Here is a 16240-nt window from a genome sequence, read left to right as displayed (position 1 = left end):
CTCGTACGCGAGGGTGATGCTTCCACCCTGGCGGGCGCCCAACCCTCGGGCCGCGCGGAAAGTCCGGCAAAGTCCCCACAAAGAGCGGCGACCCGGGCGTGTCCCGTGGATTCGTCGGGCCCGGCACGGATCCGTACGCCGCGCCTGCGGGTGGCGCTGCGCGACAATGGCGGCCATGACGACCTACAACGAGGGTTCTCCGCTGATCTCCGCGGCCGAGCTGCGGGAGGCGCTCGCCTCCAACCGTCCGCCGGTGCTGCTGGACGTGCGCTACCAGCTGGTCGGTGCCGCGCCGGGCGGCCCGACTGCGGCCGAGGAGTACCGGGCCGGGCACCTGCCCGGCGCCCACTTCGTCGAGCTGGACCGGGACCTCGCGGCCCCGCCCGGCGCGCCCGGCCTGGGCGGGCGCCACCCGCTGCCCGACCCGGAGGAGTTCGGCGCGGCGATGCGCGGCTTCGGGGTGGGCGCGCAGCGACCGGTCGTGGTGTACGACGGTGCGGCCTCGATGGCGGCGGCGCGTGCCTGGTGGCTGCTGCGCTGGGCCGGGCACCGGGACGTCCGGGTGCTGGACGGCGGCTTCGCGGCCTGGCAGACGGCCGGGCTGCCGGTGACGACCGAGCTTCCGCAGCCCGTGGAGGGGGACTTCAAGCCGGTGCCCGGGCAGCTGCCGACGGTGGACGCGGACGGCGCCGCAGCCTGGGCGCGCGCCGGTCTGCTGCTGGACGCCCGGTCGGGGGAGCGCTACCGGGGCGAGACGGAGCCGGTGGACCCGCGGGCCGGGCACGTCCCGGGCGCGGTGTCGGCGCCGACGGCCGAGAACGTGGGCCCGGACGGGCGGTTCCGTCCGGCGGCCGAGCTGGCGGCCCGCTTCCGCGCGTTGGGCGCGGGGGAGCAGGAGGTCGCGGTGTACTGCGGCTCGGGGGTGACGGCGGCGCACCAGATCCTGGCGCTGGAGGTGGCGGGTCTGGCGGCCACGCTGTACCCGGGGTCGTGGAGCGAGTGGTCGAGCGACCCGAGCCGCCCGGTGGCGGTCACCGACCAGCCGGGCTGATCCGGCACGCCGTCCGCGGCGGGAACTCCTGACGGGCACACAGCGGTGCGGGGCGCCGGCCGAGCCGACACCCCGCACCGCGTCCTGCTGCTATTCCTGCTTCTTGCGCCGGCTGCCGAAGACGATCTCGTCCCAGCTGGGCACGGTGGCCCGGCGCCCGGGCCGGACGCCGTCCGCCTCGGCCTGCCGGTCGGTGGTGCCGACCAGGCGCTCCCGGTGCGGGGCGACGGCGCGCGGCATCAGGATGTCGGCGTAGGCCGAGCCCGCGCCGACCGCCGGGGCGGCGGCCGCGGCCGACTCCTCGCTCTCCTCGGCGACCTCGGCGGGCGCCGGTTCGATCGGGGTGGGGCCGCCGACGGCGAGGTCGCCGCGGAAGGCGGGGACGACGTCGAGCAGGCTGGTCAGCGAGTCCCGGGCGTCGGCGGTGGCCTCCCGCGATTCGCGGACCTCGCGGGCCGACATGATGCGGTCGGCCGAGGGCCGGTCGATCATCGGGCGGGGCGGCCGCTCCTGGGGGAGCCGGGCGATCCGCGGGATGAACGGGAAGACCGACTCCTCCTCGCGCTCGACGTTCTCGCCGATCAGCGCGCGGGCCTCGTCGTCGTTGGGCTGGACCAGGCGCCGGGGCGGGTCGTACGTCCAGGAGGCACTGCGGCCCTCGCCGTCGGCCCGGTAGGAGAGGATGACCTCCCAGGTGCCGTCGTCGCGGCGCCAGGAGTCCCAGCGCTCGGTGTCCTTCTCGGCGCCGCGCAGCGCGAGGCGCTCGGCGACGGCCTCGCCGAGCTGCGGGCCGGGGGACTCGCCGTTGCGGCGGATGGCGGTCTTGCGGGCGCGCTCGGCCATGAAGGCGCGCTCGGCGAGGACCGGGCCCTCGAAGCGGCGGACGCGGTCGACGGAGATCCCGGCGGCCTGGGCGACCTCCTCGGCGGAGGCACCGGCTCGTATCCGGGCCTGGATGTCCCGCGGGCGCAGGTGGCTCTCGACCTCGATCTCGATCTGGCCGAGGCGCGGCCGGTCGCCGCGGATGGCGGCGCGCAGCCGCTCGTCGATGGGGAGGGTGTACTCCGTGCTGTCGGCAGCCTTGAGCACCAGCCGTGTGCCGTCGTTGCTGACGGCCACAACCCGCAGTTCGGGCACGCTTACCTCCCGGGTGGTGCCTGCCGACGTCACCTGCGTCGCTGCTCCCGTACTGAGTGTGGCCTGCCCACTCGCGACTGGCCACAACCTTGCTGAGTTCCCCGGCGTGTCGGGCTCATGCCCGCGCGCGCCGCTGTGGCACGGTTGCCTTTTTGCCACGCCATCCGTCGGCGTCGCGCCTGGGTGTCCCGGCCCTCCTCGCACGCGGAGTGTTCGCGACGATCCGGGACGGGCGTCGCCGTGCGTGCCCGTTCCGTGGCTCTTCGTCAAGCTGCCGGTGAAGGCGCAGTCGACAAGTCGACCCAAGGCTCAGGCTTTACGAACAGTACTCCATTCGTGGCACCCGAAGGGGCGGCTCGCCGCTCAAGTCTCCCGCGATTCACGGGAATCTCAAGAGCGCGCACCACCGATGGCGTACCACCGACGGGTGGACGGTGATCATCTTCACACAATCCGGGCGTGCAGAACCGCATTTTCGTCCCTTGTGTCCTTCTTTGGGCAAGATGGAGTGGCTTGTTCGAGGAACAGTCGTACGGACCGAGGGATGTTGATGCCGGAGCGGATCCCCGCCGAGGAGGGCGGCAAGGAGGAGCGCAGGCGGATCGATCTGAGTGCGGCTCAGGTCGTGGCGAGCGCGCTGGCCGCCGTCGTGGGCGCGCTGTTGGCCTCCGAACTGGGCGTGTACGGAACGATCTTGGGCGCTGCGGTGGTGAGTGTCGGGGCCACCACCGGCGGCGCGGTGTTCCAGCACCTCTTCAGGCGGACCGGTGAACAACTGCGCGAGGTGGTGGACCGGGGGCCGAACCAGACGGCGAACGCGCTGCGCCAGGTGCCGGTGGAGTCGGAGCAGTCGGAGCAGTCGGAGCAGTCGGAACAGCCGGCGCGTCGGCCGGTGCTGACCGCGGAGTGGAACGAGCCGCAGGTGGTGCGGGCGCGCCGGCGGTGGACCTGGAAGACCTACGCGGCCGTGTCCGGGCTGGTGTTCGTGGTGGCGATGACGCCGATCGTGGCGTTCGAACTGGCGACCGGGCAGCCGGTGTCGGCGACGGTCAAGGGCGAGTCCGGCAACGGCACCTCCTTCGGCGGCTCGGTGGCGCCCAGGTCGGCGCAGCCGCAGGACGCTCCGCCGCAGCGGCCGGCGCCGGGCGACACACGCGGACCGGCGGCGACGCCGTCCGGTGCTGCCTCGGCTCCGGCGACGACGCGGCCGGGCCGGGAGCCGAGCGGTACCCCGAGCACCGGCGCGGGTACGGCTTCGCCCTCGGCGGGCCCGAGCGCGAGCCCGTCGGCCGGGTCCTCCCCGTCGGCGGACGGCGGGAAGCCCACGGGCGGGGCCACCTCGCAGCCGCCCGTGGCGGGGGACGAGCCCACCCGGGCGCCGGCGGCCCCGTCGCCGGCGGCCGGGACCCCGGCGACCTGACCGGGACCCCGGCGAGCCGACCGGCACTCCGGGTGAACCGGCGGGACCCCGGCGAACCGGCCGGGTCGGACCGGCTCCCCGGGGGGATCAGGCCCCCAGTACCCGGCGCAGGTAGTCGTTGCCGAAGACCCGCTGCGGGTCGACCTCGTCGCGCAGCGCGGTGAAGTCGCCGAAGTGCGGGTAGACGCCGGCCAGGTACTCGGCGTCGCGGGTGTGCAGCTTGCCCCAGTGCGGGCGGCCCTGATGGGCGGTCATCAACTGTTCGACGCCGGTGAAGTAGCCCTGGTCGGCGGTGCCCCGGTAGAGGTGGACGGCGATGTAGGCGCTGTCCCGGCCGGAGGCGGTGGAGAGCCAGAGCTCGTCGGCGGGGGCGAAGCGCACCTCGACCGGGAAGCTGATCCTCCAGTCGGAGCGCTCGACCAGGGCCTTCAGCTCGCGCAGCACCCCGCCGACGGCCTCGCGCGGCACCGCGTACTCCATCTCCACGAAGCGGACCTTGCGCGGGCTGGTGAACACCCGGTACGCGGTGTCGGTGTAGCTGCGGTCGGACCAGGCGCGGCTGGCCAGTGCCGCGATCGAGGGGATCGAACCGGGGAAGCGCCGGCCGACCCGGCAGGCGCCCTCCCAGACGGTGTTGGAGAGGAAGTCGTCCTCCAGCCACCCCTTGAACCGGGGCAGCGGGGCGGCCGGGCCCTGGCTGCGGTTGTTGCGCTTGGTGGCGCAGCGGTCGGTGTGCGGGAACCAGTAGAACTCGAAGTGCTCGTTGACGGCGGTGAGGTCGTCGAGTCGTTCCAGCACCTCGTCGAAGGCCATCGGCTGCTCGTGCGCGGTGAGCAGGAAGGCCGGTTCGACGCCGAAGGTGACCGCGGTGATCACGCCGAGGGCGCCGAGGCCGAGCCGGGCGCCCTGGAAGAGCCGGGGGTTCTCGGTGGGCGAGCAGCGCTTGACGGAGCCGTCCGCGAGGACGATCTCCAGCGCGCGGATCTGGGCGGCGAGCGAGCCGGAGTCGCGGCCGGTGCCGTGGGTGCCGGTGCTGGTGGCGCCGGCGACGGTCTGGACCTCGATGTCGCCCATGTTGGTGAGGGACAGGCCCTCGGCGGCGAGGAGCCGGTTGAGGCGGTGCAGCGGGAGGCCGGACTCGACGGTGACGGTGCCCGCCTCGCGGTCGATCTCGCGGACGGCGGTGAGCGCGTGCGGGCGGATCTGGACGCCGTCACCGGCGGAGGCGATCGAGGTGAAGGAATGGCCGGAGCCGACGGCCTTGACCGTGCGGCCCTGGTCGGCGGCGCGCAGGATCTCCCTGGCCAGTTCCTCCGCGGTGCCGGGGGCGGCGGACCGGGCGGGCTCGGCGCTCTGGTTGCCGGCCCAGTTGGTCCACCGGGTGCGGGTCGCGGTACTGGCCTGGGGCATTGCGCTGCCTCCTGCTCCGTGGCCGAACGGGTCGGCGCGGTCCGGGGCGGCGCGGCCGCCCTACCCACGGGTAGGCCCATGGGTAGGGCGAGAGATTAGTCAGTTCACCGTTCGACGTCTACGGGTCGATCGGCCGATTCGGCGGGCTCGTTCGCGGCGACTCCGGAGCGCAGGCGCCGGAGCCCGGTCAGTGCGACGAGCACCCCGAGGGCGCCGGCGGCCAGCGGGACCCAGTAGCCGGCCGGGGCGCCGGAGGCGTCGACCACCCAGCCGCCGATCGAGGAGCCGAGGGCCACGCCGAGGGCGAGGCCGGTGGTGGTCCAGGCCATGCCCTCGGTGAGCTTGGCGGCCGGGACGAGCCGCTCGACCAGGGCCATCGCGGAGATCAGGGTGGGGGAGATGGCGACCCCCGCGACCAGCAGGGCGGCGCCGGCCGCGATCAGCCCGCCGACGCCGTGCACGGTGGAGGCGACGAGCAGGATGGGGATCATGCTCAGCGCCATCATCACCACGCCGACGAAGAAGCGGGTGGCCAGCGGGGTCCTGGGCTTGAGCGCGCCGTAGACGACGCCGGCCAGGCCGGAGCCGAACGCCCAGACGGCGAGGACGACGCTGGAGAGCCCCTTGTGCCCCTGGGCGTCGGCGAAGGCGACGGTGACGATCTCGACCGAGCCGAAGATCGCACCGGTGGCGACGAAGGTCAGCACCAGCACGACCAGACCGCCGTTGAGGATGGCGCTGCCGCCGCTGTGGGCCGATGCCGGGTGGACCGGCGGTTCGGTGCGCCGCTGGGCGGTGAACAGGGCGATGCCGACGGCGAGCGCGACGACGGCCACCAGCAGGCCGGACTCGGGGAAGACGTTGGTGGCCAGGCCGATGGCGAGGATCGGGCCGACGATGAAGCAGACCTCGTCGACGACGGCCTCGAAGGAGTACGCGGTGTGCAGCTTGGCGGCGTCGTCGCGGTAGAGGTGGGCCCAGCGGGCGCGGACCATGGCGCCGGCGCTGGGCATGACGCCGAGGCCGACGGCGAAGAGGAAGAGGGCCCAGGACGGCGCGTGGAAATGGGCGCAGAGCAGGAGTCCGGTCGCGGCGGCGACGGTGATCGCGGTGGCGGGGAGCGCGACGCGGCGCTGCCCGCGCCGGTCGACCAGCCAGGAGACCGCCGGGCCGAGTGCCGCGGCTGCGACGGCCATCGTCGCCGAGACCGCGCCGGCCAGCCCGTACGACCCCGTCAGCTGGGAGAGCATGGTCACGATGCCGATCCCGGCCATGGAGATCGGCAGACGGGCCAGGAACCCGGCAGAGGAGAAGGCCAGAGTGCCGGGGGCGGCGAATATCCGGCGGTAGCTGGACAGCACGGGGAGTCTCCGTCTGGGTAAGGAACAAGGCTGGCCAACACAGCTTACGTAGGTTGGCAAACGGTATTTTCCGGACGCCGACGCGGCCCCGGCGCCGTCGCCCGGCCCCTCAGTGGCAGGATCGGTGCCATGTCCGACGCGCGCAAACCCGCTCCCTCCGGCGCCGCTCCGTACGACGCCCTGCTGCTCCTGTCCTTCGGCGGGCCCGAGGCCCCCGAGGAGGTCGTCCCGTTCCTGGAGAACGTCACCCGCGGCCGCGGGATCCCCAAGGAACGGCTGAAGGAGGTGGGCAAGCACTACTTCATGTTCGGCGGGGTCAGTCCGATCAACGAGCAGAACCGCGAACTGCTCGCCGGGCTGCGCAAGGACTTCGCCGAGCACGGGCTGGACCTGCCGGTCTACTGGGGCAACCGGAACTGGGCGCCCTACCTGGTCGACACCCTGCGGGAGATGGCGGCCGACGGGCACCGCCGGATCGCCGTGCTCGCCACCAGCGCCTACGCCGGTTACTCGGGCTGCCGACAGTACCGGGAGAACCTCTCCGACGCGCTGGCCGCCCTGGCGGAGGAGGGCGTGCCTCCCCTGCGGGTCGACAAGCTGCGGCACTTCCACAACCACCCCGGCTTCGTCGAGCCGATGATCGACGCCACCCTGGCCGCGCTGGCGGAGCTGCCCGAGGCCGTCCGGGCCGGCGCCCGGCTGGCGTTCACCACGCACTCGATCCCGGACACCATGGCCGAGACCTCGGGAGCCCCGGACGACCCGGCCCGCGGCACGCCGGGCGGCGCGTACGTCGCCCAGCACTTGGACGTGGCCCGGCTGATCGTCGCGGCCGTCGCCGAACGCACCGGCGTCGCCGACCGGCCCTGGGCGCTGGTGTTCCAGAGCCGCAGCGGAGCCCCGCACACCCCGTGGCTGGAACCGGACATCTGCGACCACCTGGAGGCCCGGCAGGCCGAGGGCGCGCCCGCCGTGGTGATGGTCCCGATCGGCTTCGTCTCCGACCACATGGAGGTCAAGTACGACCTCGACACCGAGGCCGTCGCCAAGGCCGCCGAACTCGGCCTGCCGGTGGCCCGCGCGGCCACCGTCGGCGCCGACCCCCGGTTCACCGCCGCCGTCCGCGACCTCGTCCTGGAGCGGGCCGCCACCGAACGCGGCGAGGACGTGACCCGCTGCGCCCTCGGCGCGCTGGGCCCCGGCCACGACGTGTGCGCGATCGCCTGCTGCCCCAACCCGCGCGCCCCGCGCCCGGCCGTCGCCGAGCGCTGAACCCGCCCGACCCTCGTTCCCGCCGCTACGGAGGAGAATCCCGTGACCGCCCCCGCCCAGCCCGACGACCGGCTCCTCGACGACCTGCTGGACGTCGCCCTGGACGCGGCCCGGCAGGCCGGCATCCTGCTGCGCGACGGCCGCCCGGCCGACCTCGGCGTGGCCGGCACCAAGAGCAGCCCGGTCGACGTCGTCACCGAGATGGACCTCGCCTCCGAGAAGCTCGTGCTGGAGCTGATCACCGACCGCCGGCCGGCCGACGGCTACCTCGGCGAGGAGGGCGCCGAACGGCCCGGCACCAGCGGGGTCCGCTGGGTCGTGGACCCGCTCGACGGCACGGTCAACTACCTGTACGGGCTGCCCTCCTGGGCGGTTAGCGTGGCCGCCGAGGTGGACGGCCGGGCGGTCGTGGGCGTGGTGTACGCCCCGGCGCGCGACGAGCTGTTCCACGCCGTTCTGGGCCGCGGTGCCCGACTGAACGGCCGGCCGCTCTCGGCCCGCCAGGCCCCGCCGTGGGGCCAGGCGCTGATCGCCACCGGCTTCAACTACGTCCAGTCGGTGCGGGTGCGCCAGGCCGAGGTCCTGCTGGCACTGATGCCCGAGGTGCGGGACATCCGCCGGGGCGGGGCGGCGGCGGTCGACCTGTGCGACGTCGCGGCCGGGCGGCTGGACGGCTACTACGAGCGCGGCCTCGCCCCCTGGGACCGCGCCGCCGGCTGCCTGATCGCCGCCGAGGCCGGCGCCCTGACCGGCGGCCGCCCCGGGCACGGACCGGACCGCGAGCTGACCGTGGCCGCCGCCCCGGGCGTGTACGAGCCGCTGCAGGAGCGCCTGGCCGCGCTGCGCGCGTGGGCGGACTGAGGGCCGGACTGACCGGCTCCGGCCGGTCCGGCCCCGCGGGCCCGGACCGGCCGTACCGGGCCCTCGGGCGGCCCTGGTCCGGCGAAGGGCCCGCGGGCGGCCCCGGACATGCGAAGAGCCCTGACATACGGGGGATGCCAGGGCCTGGGTTTCGCACGGCCCCCGCAGGGCCGCAGGTGCCGGAGTGCCGGCGACGGGTCGGTGGTGCCGAACGGGTCAGGCAGCGGTGCGGTGGCGCTCCAGCACCGTGTCCACGCCGTGTTCGGCGGCGAGTCGGCGGAGGTCGTCCAGCTCGGACTGCTCCACCTCGGCGAGGAACTCGTCCCCGGCCTCGATCGCGCGGTGCAGGTCCTGCTCGGCGTTGGCTATGCGCTGCAGGATTCCGGCCTTGAAGGCGTCCATACGGGCCCCCTTACTGTGTCGGACGTGCACGGTCGTGCGTTCTCCGCCCCGAGGAAGGTCCAGCCGGTGAAAGCGCCCAGGCCGGAAACGGTGGTTCTCCGGTCGGACGCGGAGACGGCTTGCGGCCGCTCCCGGTGATGTCCCAACCCCAGGGCCGGCGCGGACGAAACGCACGGCGGGTGGGTGCGACCGGCCAACAGCCAGATCGCGGGTGTGCAGCTGTCCTCCCCCGGGTGGGGGCCGGGAAACCTCCGGGCGGAAGAAAGTTGCCCGTGTCACAGTCCAAGCGGAGTGATACCGACACGAACGGTCATCGCCGCGGACCCGGGACCCGTGCCCGAGTGGCAGCTTATCGCTGCTTTACCGCAGGACCAGGCAGGATGGAGGCACCGTCGGAGCCGCGCGTCCGCTTCCGGGGCCGGCCTGGAGAAGGGACAACGACCGTGCGGGTTCTCGTCGTCGAGGACGAGCAGCTGCTTGCCGAGGCCGTCGCGACCGGCCTGCGCCGCGAGGCGATGGCCGTCGACGTGGTGTACGACGGGGAGGCCGCGCTCCAGCGCATCGCGGTCAACGACTACGACGTGGTGGTCCTGGACCGCGACCTCCCGCTGGTCCACGGCGACGACGTCTGCCGCAAGGTGGTCGAGCAGGGCCTGGCGACCCGGGTGATCATGCTGACCGCCTCCGGCGACATCAGCGACCGGGTCGAGGGCCTGGAGATCGGCGCGGACGATTACCTTCCGAAGCCGTTCGCCTTCAGCGAACTCGTCGCCCGGGTAAGGGCGCTGGGGCGCCGCGCGACCATCCCGCTGCCCCCGGTGCTGGAGCGCGCCGGCATCTCGCTCGACCCCGGCCGGCGCGAGGTGATCCGCGACGGACGCACCGTCCAGCTCGCCCCCAAGGAGTTCGCCGTCCTGGAGGTGCTGATGCGGGCCGGCGGCGCCGTCGTCTCCGCCGAGCAGCTGCTGGAGAAGGCCTGGGACGAGCACACCGACCCGTTCACCAACGTCGTGCGCGTCACCGTGATGACGCTGCGCCGCAAGCTCGGCGACCCGCCGGTGATCGTCACCGTGCCGGGCTCCGGCTACCGGATCTGACCGGAATCCGCCCCGAGGACTCCACCCACCCCGCGCCCGCCCCCGGCGGACGCCCCGAGAGGACGATCATGACCACCCCGCCCCCGGCCGGCGGGCCCTCCGGCGCGCCCGCCGGCGGCCCGCGCGCCGTACCGCCCAAGCCCCTGCACCCGCCGCGCGGCTCCCGGTCGAACCCGTCGCGCAACGACACGACGTACGTCCCGGGCGACGGCATGCTCGCCTGGCTGCCCTTCCGCCCGACCATCCGCATCCGCCTCACCCTGCTCTACGGCGGGATGTTCCTGATGGCCGGCGTGGTCCTCCTGCTGCTGATGTACTTCTTCGTCCGGCAGGCCCTGGACTACGTCTCGCCGCCGCAGCTGAACTTCACCGTGGTCACCCCCAGCGGCGCCTCCTCCACCTTCATGGTCAACGGTGTCCAGATGTCCAGCGAGCAGCTCAACGCGCTGCTCGCCGGCCGGCACGAGGCGGCCTCCACCGTCGCCCTGAACACCCTGCTGCGCAAGTCGCTCACGGTGCTGGTCTGCCTCGCCGTGATCGCCTTCGTGGCCGGCTACGCCCTGGCCGGCCGGGTGCTGCGCCCGCTCGGCCGGATCACCCGCACCGCCCGCGACGTCGCCTCCTCCGACCTGCACCGCCGGATCGAGCTGGACGGCCCGGACGACGAGCTCAAGGAGCTCGCCGACACCTTCGACGACATGCTGGACCGGCTGGACCGCTCCTTCGACTCCCAGCGCCGCTTCGTCGCCAACGCCTCGCACGAGCTGCGCACCCCGCTCGCGATCAACCGCACGCTGCTGGAGGTCCAGCTCTCCGACCCGGCCGCCTCGCCCGACCTGCAACAGCTGGGCAAGACCCTGCTGGCCACCAACGAGCGCAGCGAGCAGCTGGTCGAGGGCCTGCTGCTGCTCGCCCGCAGCGAGAACGAGCTGACCGACCGCCGCCCGGTGGAGCTGTCCGAGGTGGCCACCCGGGCGCTGGAGCAGACCCGCTCCGAGGCGGACAAGCGCGAGGTCGAGCTGCGCTCGAAGCTCGATCCGGCCGTGGTCGGGGGCAACGGCGTGCTGCTGGAGCGGCTGGCGCTCAACCTGCTGCAGAACGCGGTGCGGTACAACACGGCGGGCGGCTGGGTCGAGCTGGCCACCGCCGAGGTGCCGGGCGGCGGCGAGCTGGTGGTCTCCAACACCGGCCCGGTGGTGCCGGGGTACGAGCTGGAGCACATCTTCGAGCCGTTCCGCCGGGTCAAGGGCGCCGACCGCACCCGCAGCGACAAGGGGGTCGGACTCGGCCTGTCCATCGTCCGCTCGGTGGTGCGCGCCCACGGCGGCACCATCGAGGCCACCGCGCGCGCCGGCGGGGGACTCACCATGCGGGTCCGCATCCCCTCACCGTAGGTTCCCCGCCCGGAGCAGGCAGGAAGAGCGAGCCGCCCCCGTCAGGCCGTCAAGACGACATAAGGCCTGGCGGGGGCGGCTTGTCTTTTGTGGCCTGAGCAACTTACGGTGTCGTAACCTACGCAACCGTAAGTGCGTCCGTCGGCGCGCTCGCCGACATCGCACGACGTGTGCCCGCCCTACGCGCCCGTCCCCGCGCGTGCCGTCCCCCAGGAGCAAGCCCGTGACCATCGCCCCTGTGCAGAGCAGCACCTCGCTCGGATCGAGCGGCTGGACCGACGCGCGGCTGATCCTGGCCCTCGAAGAGGTCGTGGAGAAGGAGCTCAACCGCCACCTGGCCGTGGCCAAGGAGTGGATGCCCCACGAGTTCGTCCCGTGGAGCCAGGGCCGCGACTTCGACGGCGTGCTGGGCGGCGAGGCCTGGTCCCTCGACCAGTCGCAGGTGACCGCGCTGGGCCGCGTCTCGCTGGTGGTGAACCTGCTGACCGAGGACAACCTCCCCAGCTACCACCACGAGATCGCGACCATGTTCGGCCGCGAGGGCGCCTGGGGCACCTGGGTGCACCGCTGGACGGCCGAGGAGGGCCGCCACGGCATAGCCATCCGCGACTACCTGCTCGCCACCCGGGCCGTCGACCCGGTGGAGCTGGAGCGGGCCCGGATGAGCCACATGTCCGAGGGCTTCGAGTCCGACAACGCGCACAGCATGCTGCACTCCGTCGCGTACGTGGCCTTCCAGGAGCTCGCCACCCGCATCGCGCACCGCAACACCGGCAAGTACGCCGGCGACCCGCTCTGCGAGCAGCTCCTGGCGAAGATCGCCAACGACGAGAACCTGCACATGGTCTTCTACCGGAACCTGCTGAAGGCCGCCCTGGAGATCGCCCCCGACCAGGCCATGCGGGCCATCGCCGACGTGGTCACGGACTTCCGCATGCCCGGCCACGGCATCCCCGGCTTCGAGCGCGCCGCCGCGCAGATCGCCCTCGGCGGGGTGTACAACCTGCGCATCCACCACGACGACGTGCTGCAGCCGGTGCTGCGCAACCTCAAGGTGATGGAGATCGGCGGCCTGGGCCCGGAGGGCGTGCTGGCCCAGAACGAGCTGGGCGTCTTCCTGGACGGGCTGGACTCGCAGGCGCGGAAGTTCGAGGAGCGCCAGGCCGCGGTGCAGGCCCGTCGGGCGGCCCGGCGCAGCGCCGAGTAGGGCGCTCCCGCGAGCGGTCGGAGTGGGTGGATTTTCCGTGGTTTGCCCCGGAAGATTCTGAACGTGACCAAGCTCACACCGTGTCGCTCCACGGTGTCGGTCGACCCCGGAGAGTGATCACCCGGTCGGGTGTGCCGATCGCTTTCCGTGACCGGATTCCGGGCCCGTGCGGACCTGTCGGATCGGTCGGAAGCCCCGGTGGGCAAGGGTTCGGGCGGGTATCCGCGCCATCCTTGCTCACTGTGCGTGTATGGTTCGCCGGGCCCGGGAAGGGGCGGCGATGGCCCAGCGTGAGGCCTTCCACAGCCCCGGGGATCACCCCGATGGACCCCCGGCTGAGTGTCGATTGAGTAACAGGGCTTGAAGTAAGGCAAAATCTCCGCCTCGGGTCGGGCACAAGACCGACCCCCCATGCGTTACGTGCGCTGGAGATACCGCACACACCGCACAACCCGGAGGGGGAGAGCGAAAAATGGCAACCGACTACGACACCCCACGCAAGACCGACGACGAGCTCAACGAAGACAGCATCGAGGAACTCAAGGCTCGGCGGAACGACAAGGGCGGCGGCTCCGTCGACGTCGACGAGTTCGACGCCGCCGAGGGCATGGAGCTGCCCGGCGCCGACCTCTCGAACGAGGAGCTCGCCGTTCGGGTGCTGCCGAAGCAGGCCGACGAGTTCACCTGCATGAGCTGCTTCCTGGTCCACCACCGCAGCCAGCTCTACAGCGAGAAGAACGGCAACCCGATCTGCCGGGACTGCGGCGCCTGAGCACCGCGGCGGACAGGGCCCGGTGCCCGCGGCTCCCGCGGGACCGGCACACCGCTCCTTCCGGCCCCGGGCAGCGGGGCCGGACGGCAGTTCCGGGGGCCGTCCTCACGGACGGGCCCGGTAGGACGGAGTCGGCCGACGCGTCGGCCCGTACGAAGTCGTAGGGACGGTCCCGCAGCAGCGGAACCGTCCCTCTCCGTTTTCCGGTCTCGTCCGGGCCCCGCGGGGCCCCGCGCCCGCCCGCTCAGGTGCGGGCGCCCCGCCGGGCCTCCTCCAGCGCCTCCGCCAGCTTCATCGGCGAGCGGGTCGACAGATAGAGGTACGGCGTCGGGTCGGCCGGGTCGCTCACCTCGACCCGCAGCGCCGTCGGGACGTAGCTGCGCAGCAGCATGAAGGCGCGCGGATCGGCCTTCGGGCCGCGCCAGGCCGCCGCCTCGGCGGGGCTCAGCGCCTGCGCGGTGCCGAGCGCGTCCACCGGGATCCGGGCCGGTCCGGCGACCAGCGAGCCCTGGACCACGCGGATCCGGGCCGAGCCGTAGCTGCTGATCGCGAGGGCGCCGGCGGCGATGCCGGCCACCAGTCCGACCAGCGCGGCCGGGCCGCTGACCCGGATCAGGATCAGCGCGAGCGTGAGGCCCACTGCGACCGGGAGCAGCCACCAGGAGCGCGGCACCGTGAGGCGTTCGTCGTACATGCCCCCATTGTGGTCGCCCTGACGCCGGGCACGGGACGCCACCCCCACCCGGGGCCCACCTACCCCTCGGTAGGGTTGGGCACCGTGACCGGTACGACAGCCCCCACCGCCCCCGACGGCCGGCCGACGCCCGCGATGCCGCCGTCCCCGACGACCCCGCCGCCGGACGCCGTCCTGCCGCCGCGCGCCCCCGAGGCGCCGGCCCCCGGCACCCGGCTCGGCTCCCACTACGAGCACTGCTTCGGCTGCGGCCCGCAGCACCCCGGCGGCCTGCGGATCGACGCGGTCGCCGGCGAGGGACTCGACGTCACGGCCGAGTTCACCGTCCGGGACGTCCACCAGGGCGGTCCCGGCCTGGCCCACGGCGGGGTGCTGACCACCGCCATGGACGAGACCCTCGGCACGCTCAACTGGCTGCTGCAGGCCCCGGCCGTGACCGGCCGGCTGGAGACCGACTTCCTCTCCCCGGTGCCGGTCGACTCGGTGCTGCACCTGCGTGCCTGGATCACCGGCGTGCACGGCCGCAAGATCTACAGCGCCGCCGAGGCGCGGATCGGCGGGCCGGACGGGCCGGTCGCGGTACGCGCTCAGGCGCTCTTCATCCAGGTGAAGCTGGAACACTTCACCACGCACGGTCGTGCGGAGGACATCGACAGGGTCCTCGACGACCCGGATCTGATGAAGCGCGCACGAGCCTTTGAGGTGAACCCTTGAGCGACACCCCCCGCCCGCAGCTGGACGTCCTGATCAAGCGCATCGACCCCGAGCTGCCGCTGCCCGCCTACGCGCAGCCCGGGGACGCCGGCGCCGACCTGCGCACCACCGTCGACGCCGAGCTGGCCCCCGGCGAGCGGGTCGTGCTGCCCACCGGCGTCGCCATCGCCCTCCCGGACGGCTACGCGGCCTTCGTCCACCCCCGCTCCGGGCTCGCAGCTCGTTGCGGAGTTGCTCTCGTGAACGCCCCGGGGACGGTCGATGCCGGGTACCGTGGAGAGATCAAGGTGATCGTCGTCAATCTGGACCCGCGCGAGGGAGTCAGCTTCCGCCGAGGGGACCGGATCGCCCAGCTGGTCATCCAGCAGGTCGAGAAGGCCCGCTTCCACGAGGTGGAGGAGCTGCCCGGGTCGGCACGCGCCGAGGGTGGGTTCGGGTCGACCGGCGGCCATGCCGCGGTCTAGCATGCCCGCGGCCTCGCAGGAAGCCGAGCAGGTATTCGCATCGGTCTTGGACCGGGAAGGACAGTGACCGTGTTCCGTCGTCGCCAGAAGAGCGAGGACGCTGTCGAGCAGCTCGCCGACGACGCCATCAGCGCCGACGAGACGGCCGATGACGTCGAAGGTTCCGCCGAGAGCGAGAACGTGACCGAGCTGGACCCGGCCGACAGGGTCGGCCTGCCGCCGGCTCCCCGGCCGGACGGTCCGTGGGACCACTCGGAGCTGGAGAACCCCGAGGAGGGGCGAGTCGACCTCGGGGGTCTGCTGGTCCCCGGTGTCGAGGGCATGGAGCTGCGCGTCGAGGTCGCCGGTGACGCGATCGTGGCCGCCACCCTCGTGCTCGGCAACAGCGCCATCCAGCTCCAGGCCTTCGCGGCCCCGAAGTCCGAGGGCATCTGGGGTGAGGTCCGCGAGGAGATCGCCAACGGCATCACCTCGCAGGGCGGCCTCATCGAGGAGGAGGAGGGCCCGCTCGGCTGGCACCTCCGCGCCCAGGTCCCGGTGCAGCTGCCGGACGGCACCCAGGGTGTCCAGCTGGTGCGGTTCGTCGGCTGCGACGGTCCGCGCTGGTTCCTGCGCGGCGTGATCTCGGGTCAGGCCGCGGTGCAGCCGGAGATGGCCGGGATCCTGGAGCAGGTCTTCCGTCAGACGGTCGTCGTCCGCGGCGAGGCCCCGATGGCTCCGCGCGACCCGATCGTGCTGAAGCTTCCCGAGGACGCCCAGATGGTGGCCGACGGTGGTGGGGCGGCCGCCACCGCCGGTGAGGGCGACAACCGCTTCGGCGGCACCTCGCTCGACCCGTTCGCGCGCGGTCCGGAGATCACCGAGGTCCGCTGATCGGTCGTGACCGGCCCGGATCGCCCCCGCCCGGACTCCCGGGCGGGGGCGATTTGCATGTGGTGGGCCGGTCCCCGTACAGTTCCGGAGTCGCCGCGGGAGACCGGGGTG

Annotated in this window: 15 protein-coding genes and 1 pseudogene; 11 read left to right on the top strand and 5 right to left on the bottom strand. The window is 73.4% G+C overall.

The window, feature by feature from the left end:
- The first annotated feature begins 175 nt into the window (after positions 1-175).
- Positions 176-1051 carry a sulfurtransferase gene (locus tag ABT048_RS22970; protein ID WP_350523322.1) on the top strand — a complete coding sequence of 292 codons (876 nt, stop codon included), beginning with the start codon at positions 176-178 and terminating at the stop codon, positions 1049-1051.
- Positions 1052-1141: 90 nt separating this feature from the next.
- On the opposite strand, the gene sepH is transcribed toward ABT048_RS22970, so the two are convergent.
- The gene (gene sepH / locus ABT048_RS22965; protein WP_350523321.1) at positions 1142-2221 is read right to left on the bottom strand and encodes a septation protein SepH; all 1080 of its coding nucleotides are present in this window, start codon (positions 2219-2221) and stop codon (positions 1142-1144) included.
- 517 nt (positions 2222-2738) lie between these two features.
- Between sepH and ABT048_RS22960 the strand changes: the two genes are divergently transcribed.
- Positions 2739-3608 (top strand): hypothetical protein, encoded by an 870-nt coding sequence (locus ABT048_RS22960; protein WP_350523320.1) that lies wholly within the window; start codon positions 2739-2741, stop codon positions 3606-3608.
- An 87-nt stretch (positions 3609-3695) separates the two neighbouring features.
- On the opposite strand, the gene ABT048_RS22955 is transcribed toward ABT048_RS22960, so the two are convergent.
- Together ABT048_RS22955 and ABT048_RS22950 are read right to left on the bottom strand one after the other, a co-directional pair.
- Positions 3696-5018, bottom strand: coding sequence for a D-arabinono-1,4-lactone oxidase (locus tag ABT048_RS22955; RefSeq protein ID WP_350523319.1), 1323 nt, complete (start codon positions 5016-5018; stop codon positions 3696-3698).
- A 104-nt stretch (positions 5019-5122) separates the two neighbouring features.
- Entirely contained in the window at positions 5123-6379 is a 1257-nt protein-coding gene (locus tag ABT048_RS22950; protein WP_350523318.1) for an MFS transporter, read from the bottom strand.
- A 129-nt stretch (positions 6380-6508) separates the two neighbouring features.
- Between ABT048_RS22950 and ABT048_RS22945 the strand changes: the two genes are divergently transcribed.
- Together ABT048_RS22945 and ABT048_RS22940 are read left to right on the top strand one after the other, a co-directional pair.
- Positions 6509-7651, top strand: coding sequence for a ferrochelatase (locus ABT048_RS22945; protein ID WP_350523317.1), 1143 nt, complete (start codon positions 6509-6511; stop codon positions 7649-7651).
- Between the two features lie 42 nt (positions 7652-7693).
- The gene (locus tag ABT048_RS22940; RefSeq protein WP_350523316.1) at positions 7694-8512 is read left to right on the top strand and encodes an inositol monophosphatase family protein; all 819 of its coding nucleotides are present in this window, start codon (positions 7694-7696) and stop codon (positions 8510-8512) included.
- A gap of 216 nt (positions 8513-8728) precedes the next feature.
- Here ABT048_RS22940 and ABT048_RS22935 read toward each other — a convergent pair whose 3' ends face one another.
- Positions 8729-8914: a hypothetical protein gene (locus ABT048_RS22935; RefSeq protein WP_030057688.1), complete on the bottom strand. Its 186-nt coding sequence runs from the start codon at positions 8912-8914 to the stop codon at positions 8729-8731.
- Positions 8915-9357: 443 nt separating this feature from the next.
- Between ABT048_RS22935 and ABT048_RS22930 the strand changes: the two genes are divergently transcribed.
- The 4 genes from ABT048_RS22930 (at position 9358) to ABT048_RS22915 (ending at position 13384) form a co-directional block, all read left to right on the top strand.
- Positions 9358-10011: a response regulator transcription factor gene (locus ABT048_RS22930; RefSeq protein ID WP_030057689.1), complete on the top strand. Its 654-nt coding sequence runs from the start codon at positions 9358-9360 to the stop codon at positions 10009-10011.
- A gap of 68 nt (positions 10012-10079) precedes the next feature.
- On the top strand, positions 10080-11405 hold the full coding sequence (locus ABT048_RS22925; RefSeq protein WP_350523315.1) for a sensor histidine kinase: 1326 nt from the start codon (positions 10080-10082) through the stop codon (positions 11403-11405).
- A gap of 223 nt (positions 11406-11628) precedes the next feature.
- Positions 11629-12612, top strand: coding sequence for an acyl-ACP desaturase (locus ABT048_RS22920; RefSeq protein WP_350523314.1), 984 nt, complete (start codon positions 11629-11631; stop codon positions 12610-12612).
- Positions 12613-13084: 472 nt separating this feature from the next.
- Positions 13085-13384, top strand: a complete 300-nt coding sequence (locus ABT048_RS22915; protein WP_030057692.1) for a DUF4193 domain-containing protein — start codon at positions 13085-13087, stop codon at positions 13382-13384.
- 244 nt (positions 13385-13628) lie between these two features.
- Here ABT048_RS22915 and ABT048_RS22910 read toward each other — a convergent pair whose 3' ends face one another.
- Positions 13629-14078, bottom strand: a complete 450-nt coding sequence (locus tag ABT048_RS22910) for a DUF3093 domain-containing protein (protein ID WP_350523313.1) — start codon at positions 14076-14078, stop codon at positions 13629-13631.
- Positions 14079-14213: 135 nt separating this feature from the next.
- Between ABT048_RS22910 and ABT048_RS22905 the strand changes: the two genes are divergently transcribed.
- From ABT048_RS22905 to ABT048_RS22895, 3 genes and pseudogenes are all read left to right on the top strand, one after another.
- Positions 14214-14792 (top strand): PaaI family thioesterase, encoded by a 579-nt coding sequence (locus tag ABT048_RS22905; RefSeq protein ID WP_350523408.1) that lies wholly within the window; start codon positions 14214-14216, stop codon positions 14790-14792.
- Positions 14789-15323, top strand: a pseudogene (gene dut, locus ABT048_RS22900) (dUTP diphosphatase). The gene ABT048_RS22905 and the pseudogene dut overlap by 4 nt, the downstream one beginning before the upstream one ends.
- Positions 15324-15325: 2 nt before the next feature.
- A complete protein-coding gene (locus ABT048_RS22895; protein ID WP_350523311.1) occupies positions 15326-16129 on the top strand; it encodes a DUF3710 domain-containing protein in 804 nt (267 codons plus the stop codon).
- Positions 16130-16240: the final 111 nt, after the last annotated feature.

This window comes from Kitasatospora sp. NPDC096140 (genome assembly GCF_040303045.1).
Lineage (GTDB): Bacteria > Actinomycetota > Actinomycetes > Streptomycetales > Streptomycetaceae > Kitasatospora.
The sequence above is the reverse complement of the archived record's forward strand: the minus strand, read 5'-3'. Positions and strand labels throughout refer to the sequence as shown.

What these genes read in the sequence shown, in the direction of transcription:
- ABT048_RS22970 (WP_350523322.1), top strand. Translation starts at nt 176, where the DNA reads ATGACGACCTACAACGAGGGTTCTCCGCTGATCTCCGCGGCCGAGCTG.
- ABT048_RS22935 (WP_030057688.1), bottom strand. Translation starts at nt 8,914, where the DNA reads ATGGACGCCTTCAAGGCCGGAATCCTGCAGCGCATAGCCAACGCCGAG.
- ABT048_RS22960 (WP_350523320.1), top strand. Translation starts at nt 2,739, where the DNA reads ATGCCGGAGCGGATCCCCGCCGAGGAGGGCGGCAAGGAGGAGCGCAGG.
- ABT048_RS22910 (WP_350523313.1), bottom strand. Translation starts at nt 14,078, where the DNA reads ATGTACGACGAACGCCTCACGGTGCCGCGCTCCTGGTGGCTGCTCCCG.
- ABT048_RS22945 (WP_350523317.1), top strand. Translation starts at nt 6,509, where the DNA reads ATGTCCGACGCGCGCAAACCCGCTCCCTCCGGCGCCGCTCCGTACGAC.
- ABT048_RS22925 (WP_350523315.1), top strand. Translation starts at nt 10,080, where the DNA reads ATGACCACCCCGCCCCCGGCCGGCGGGCCCTCCGGCGCGCCCGCCGGC.
- ABT048_RS22905 (WP_350523408.1), top strand. Translation starts at nt 14,214, where the DNA reads ATGCCGCCGTCCCCGACGACCCCGCCGCCGGACGCCGTCCTGCCGCCG.
- ABT048_RS22915 (WP_030057692.1), top strand. Translation starts at nt 13,085, where the DNA reads ATGGCAACCGACTACGACACCCCACGCAAGACCGACGACGAGCTCAAC.
- ABT048_RS22955 (WP_350523319.1), bottom strand. Translation starts at nt 5,018, where the DNA reads ATGCCCCAGGCCAGTACCGCGACCCGCACCCGGTGGACCAACTGGGCC.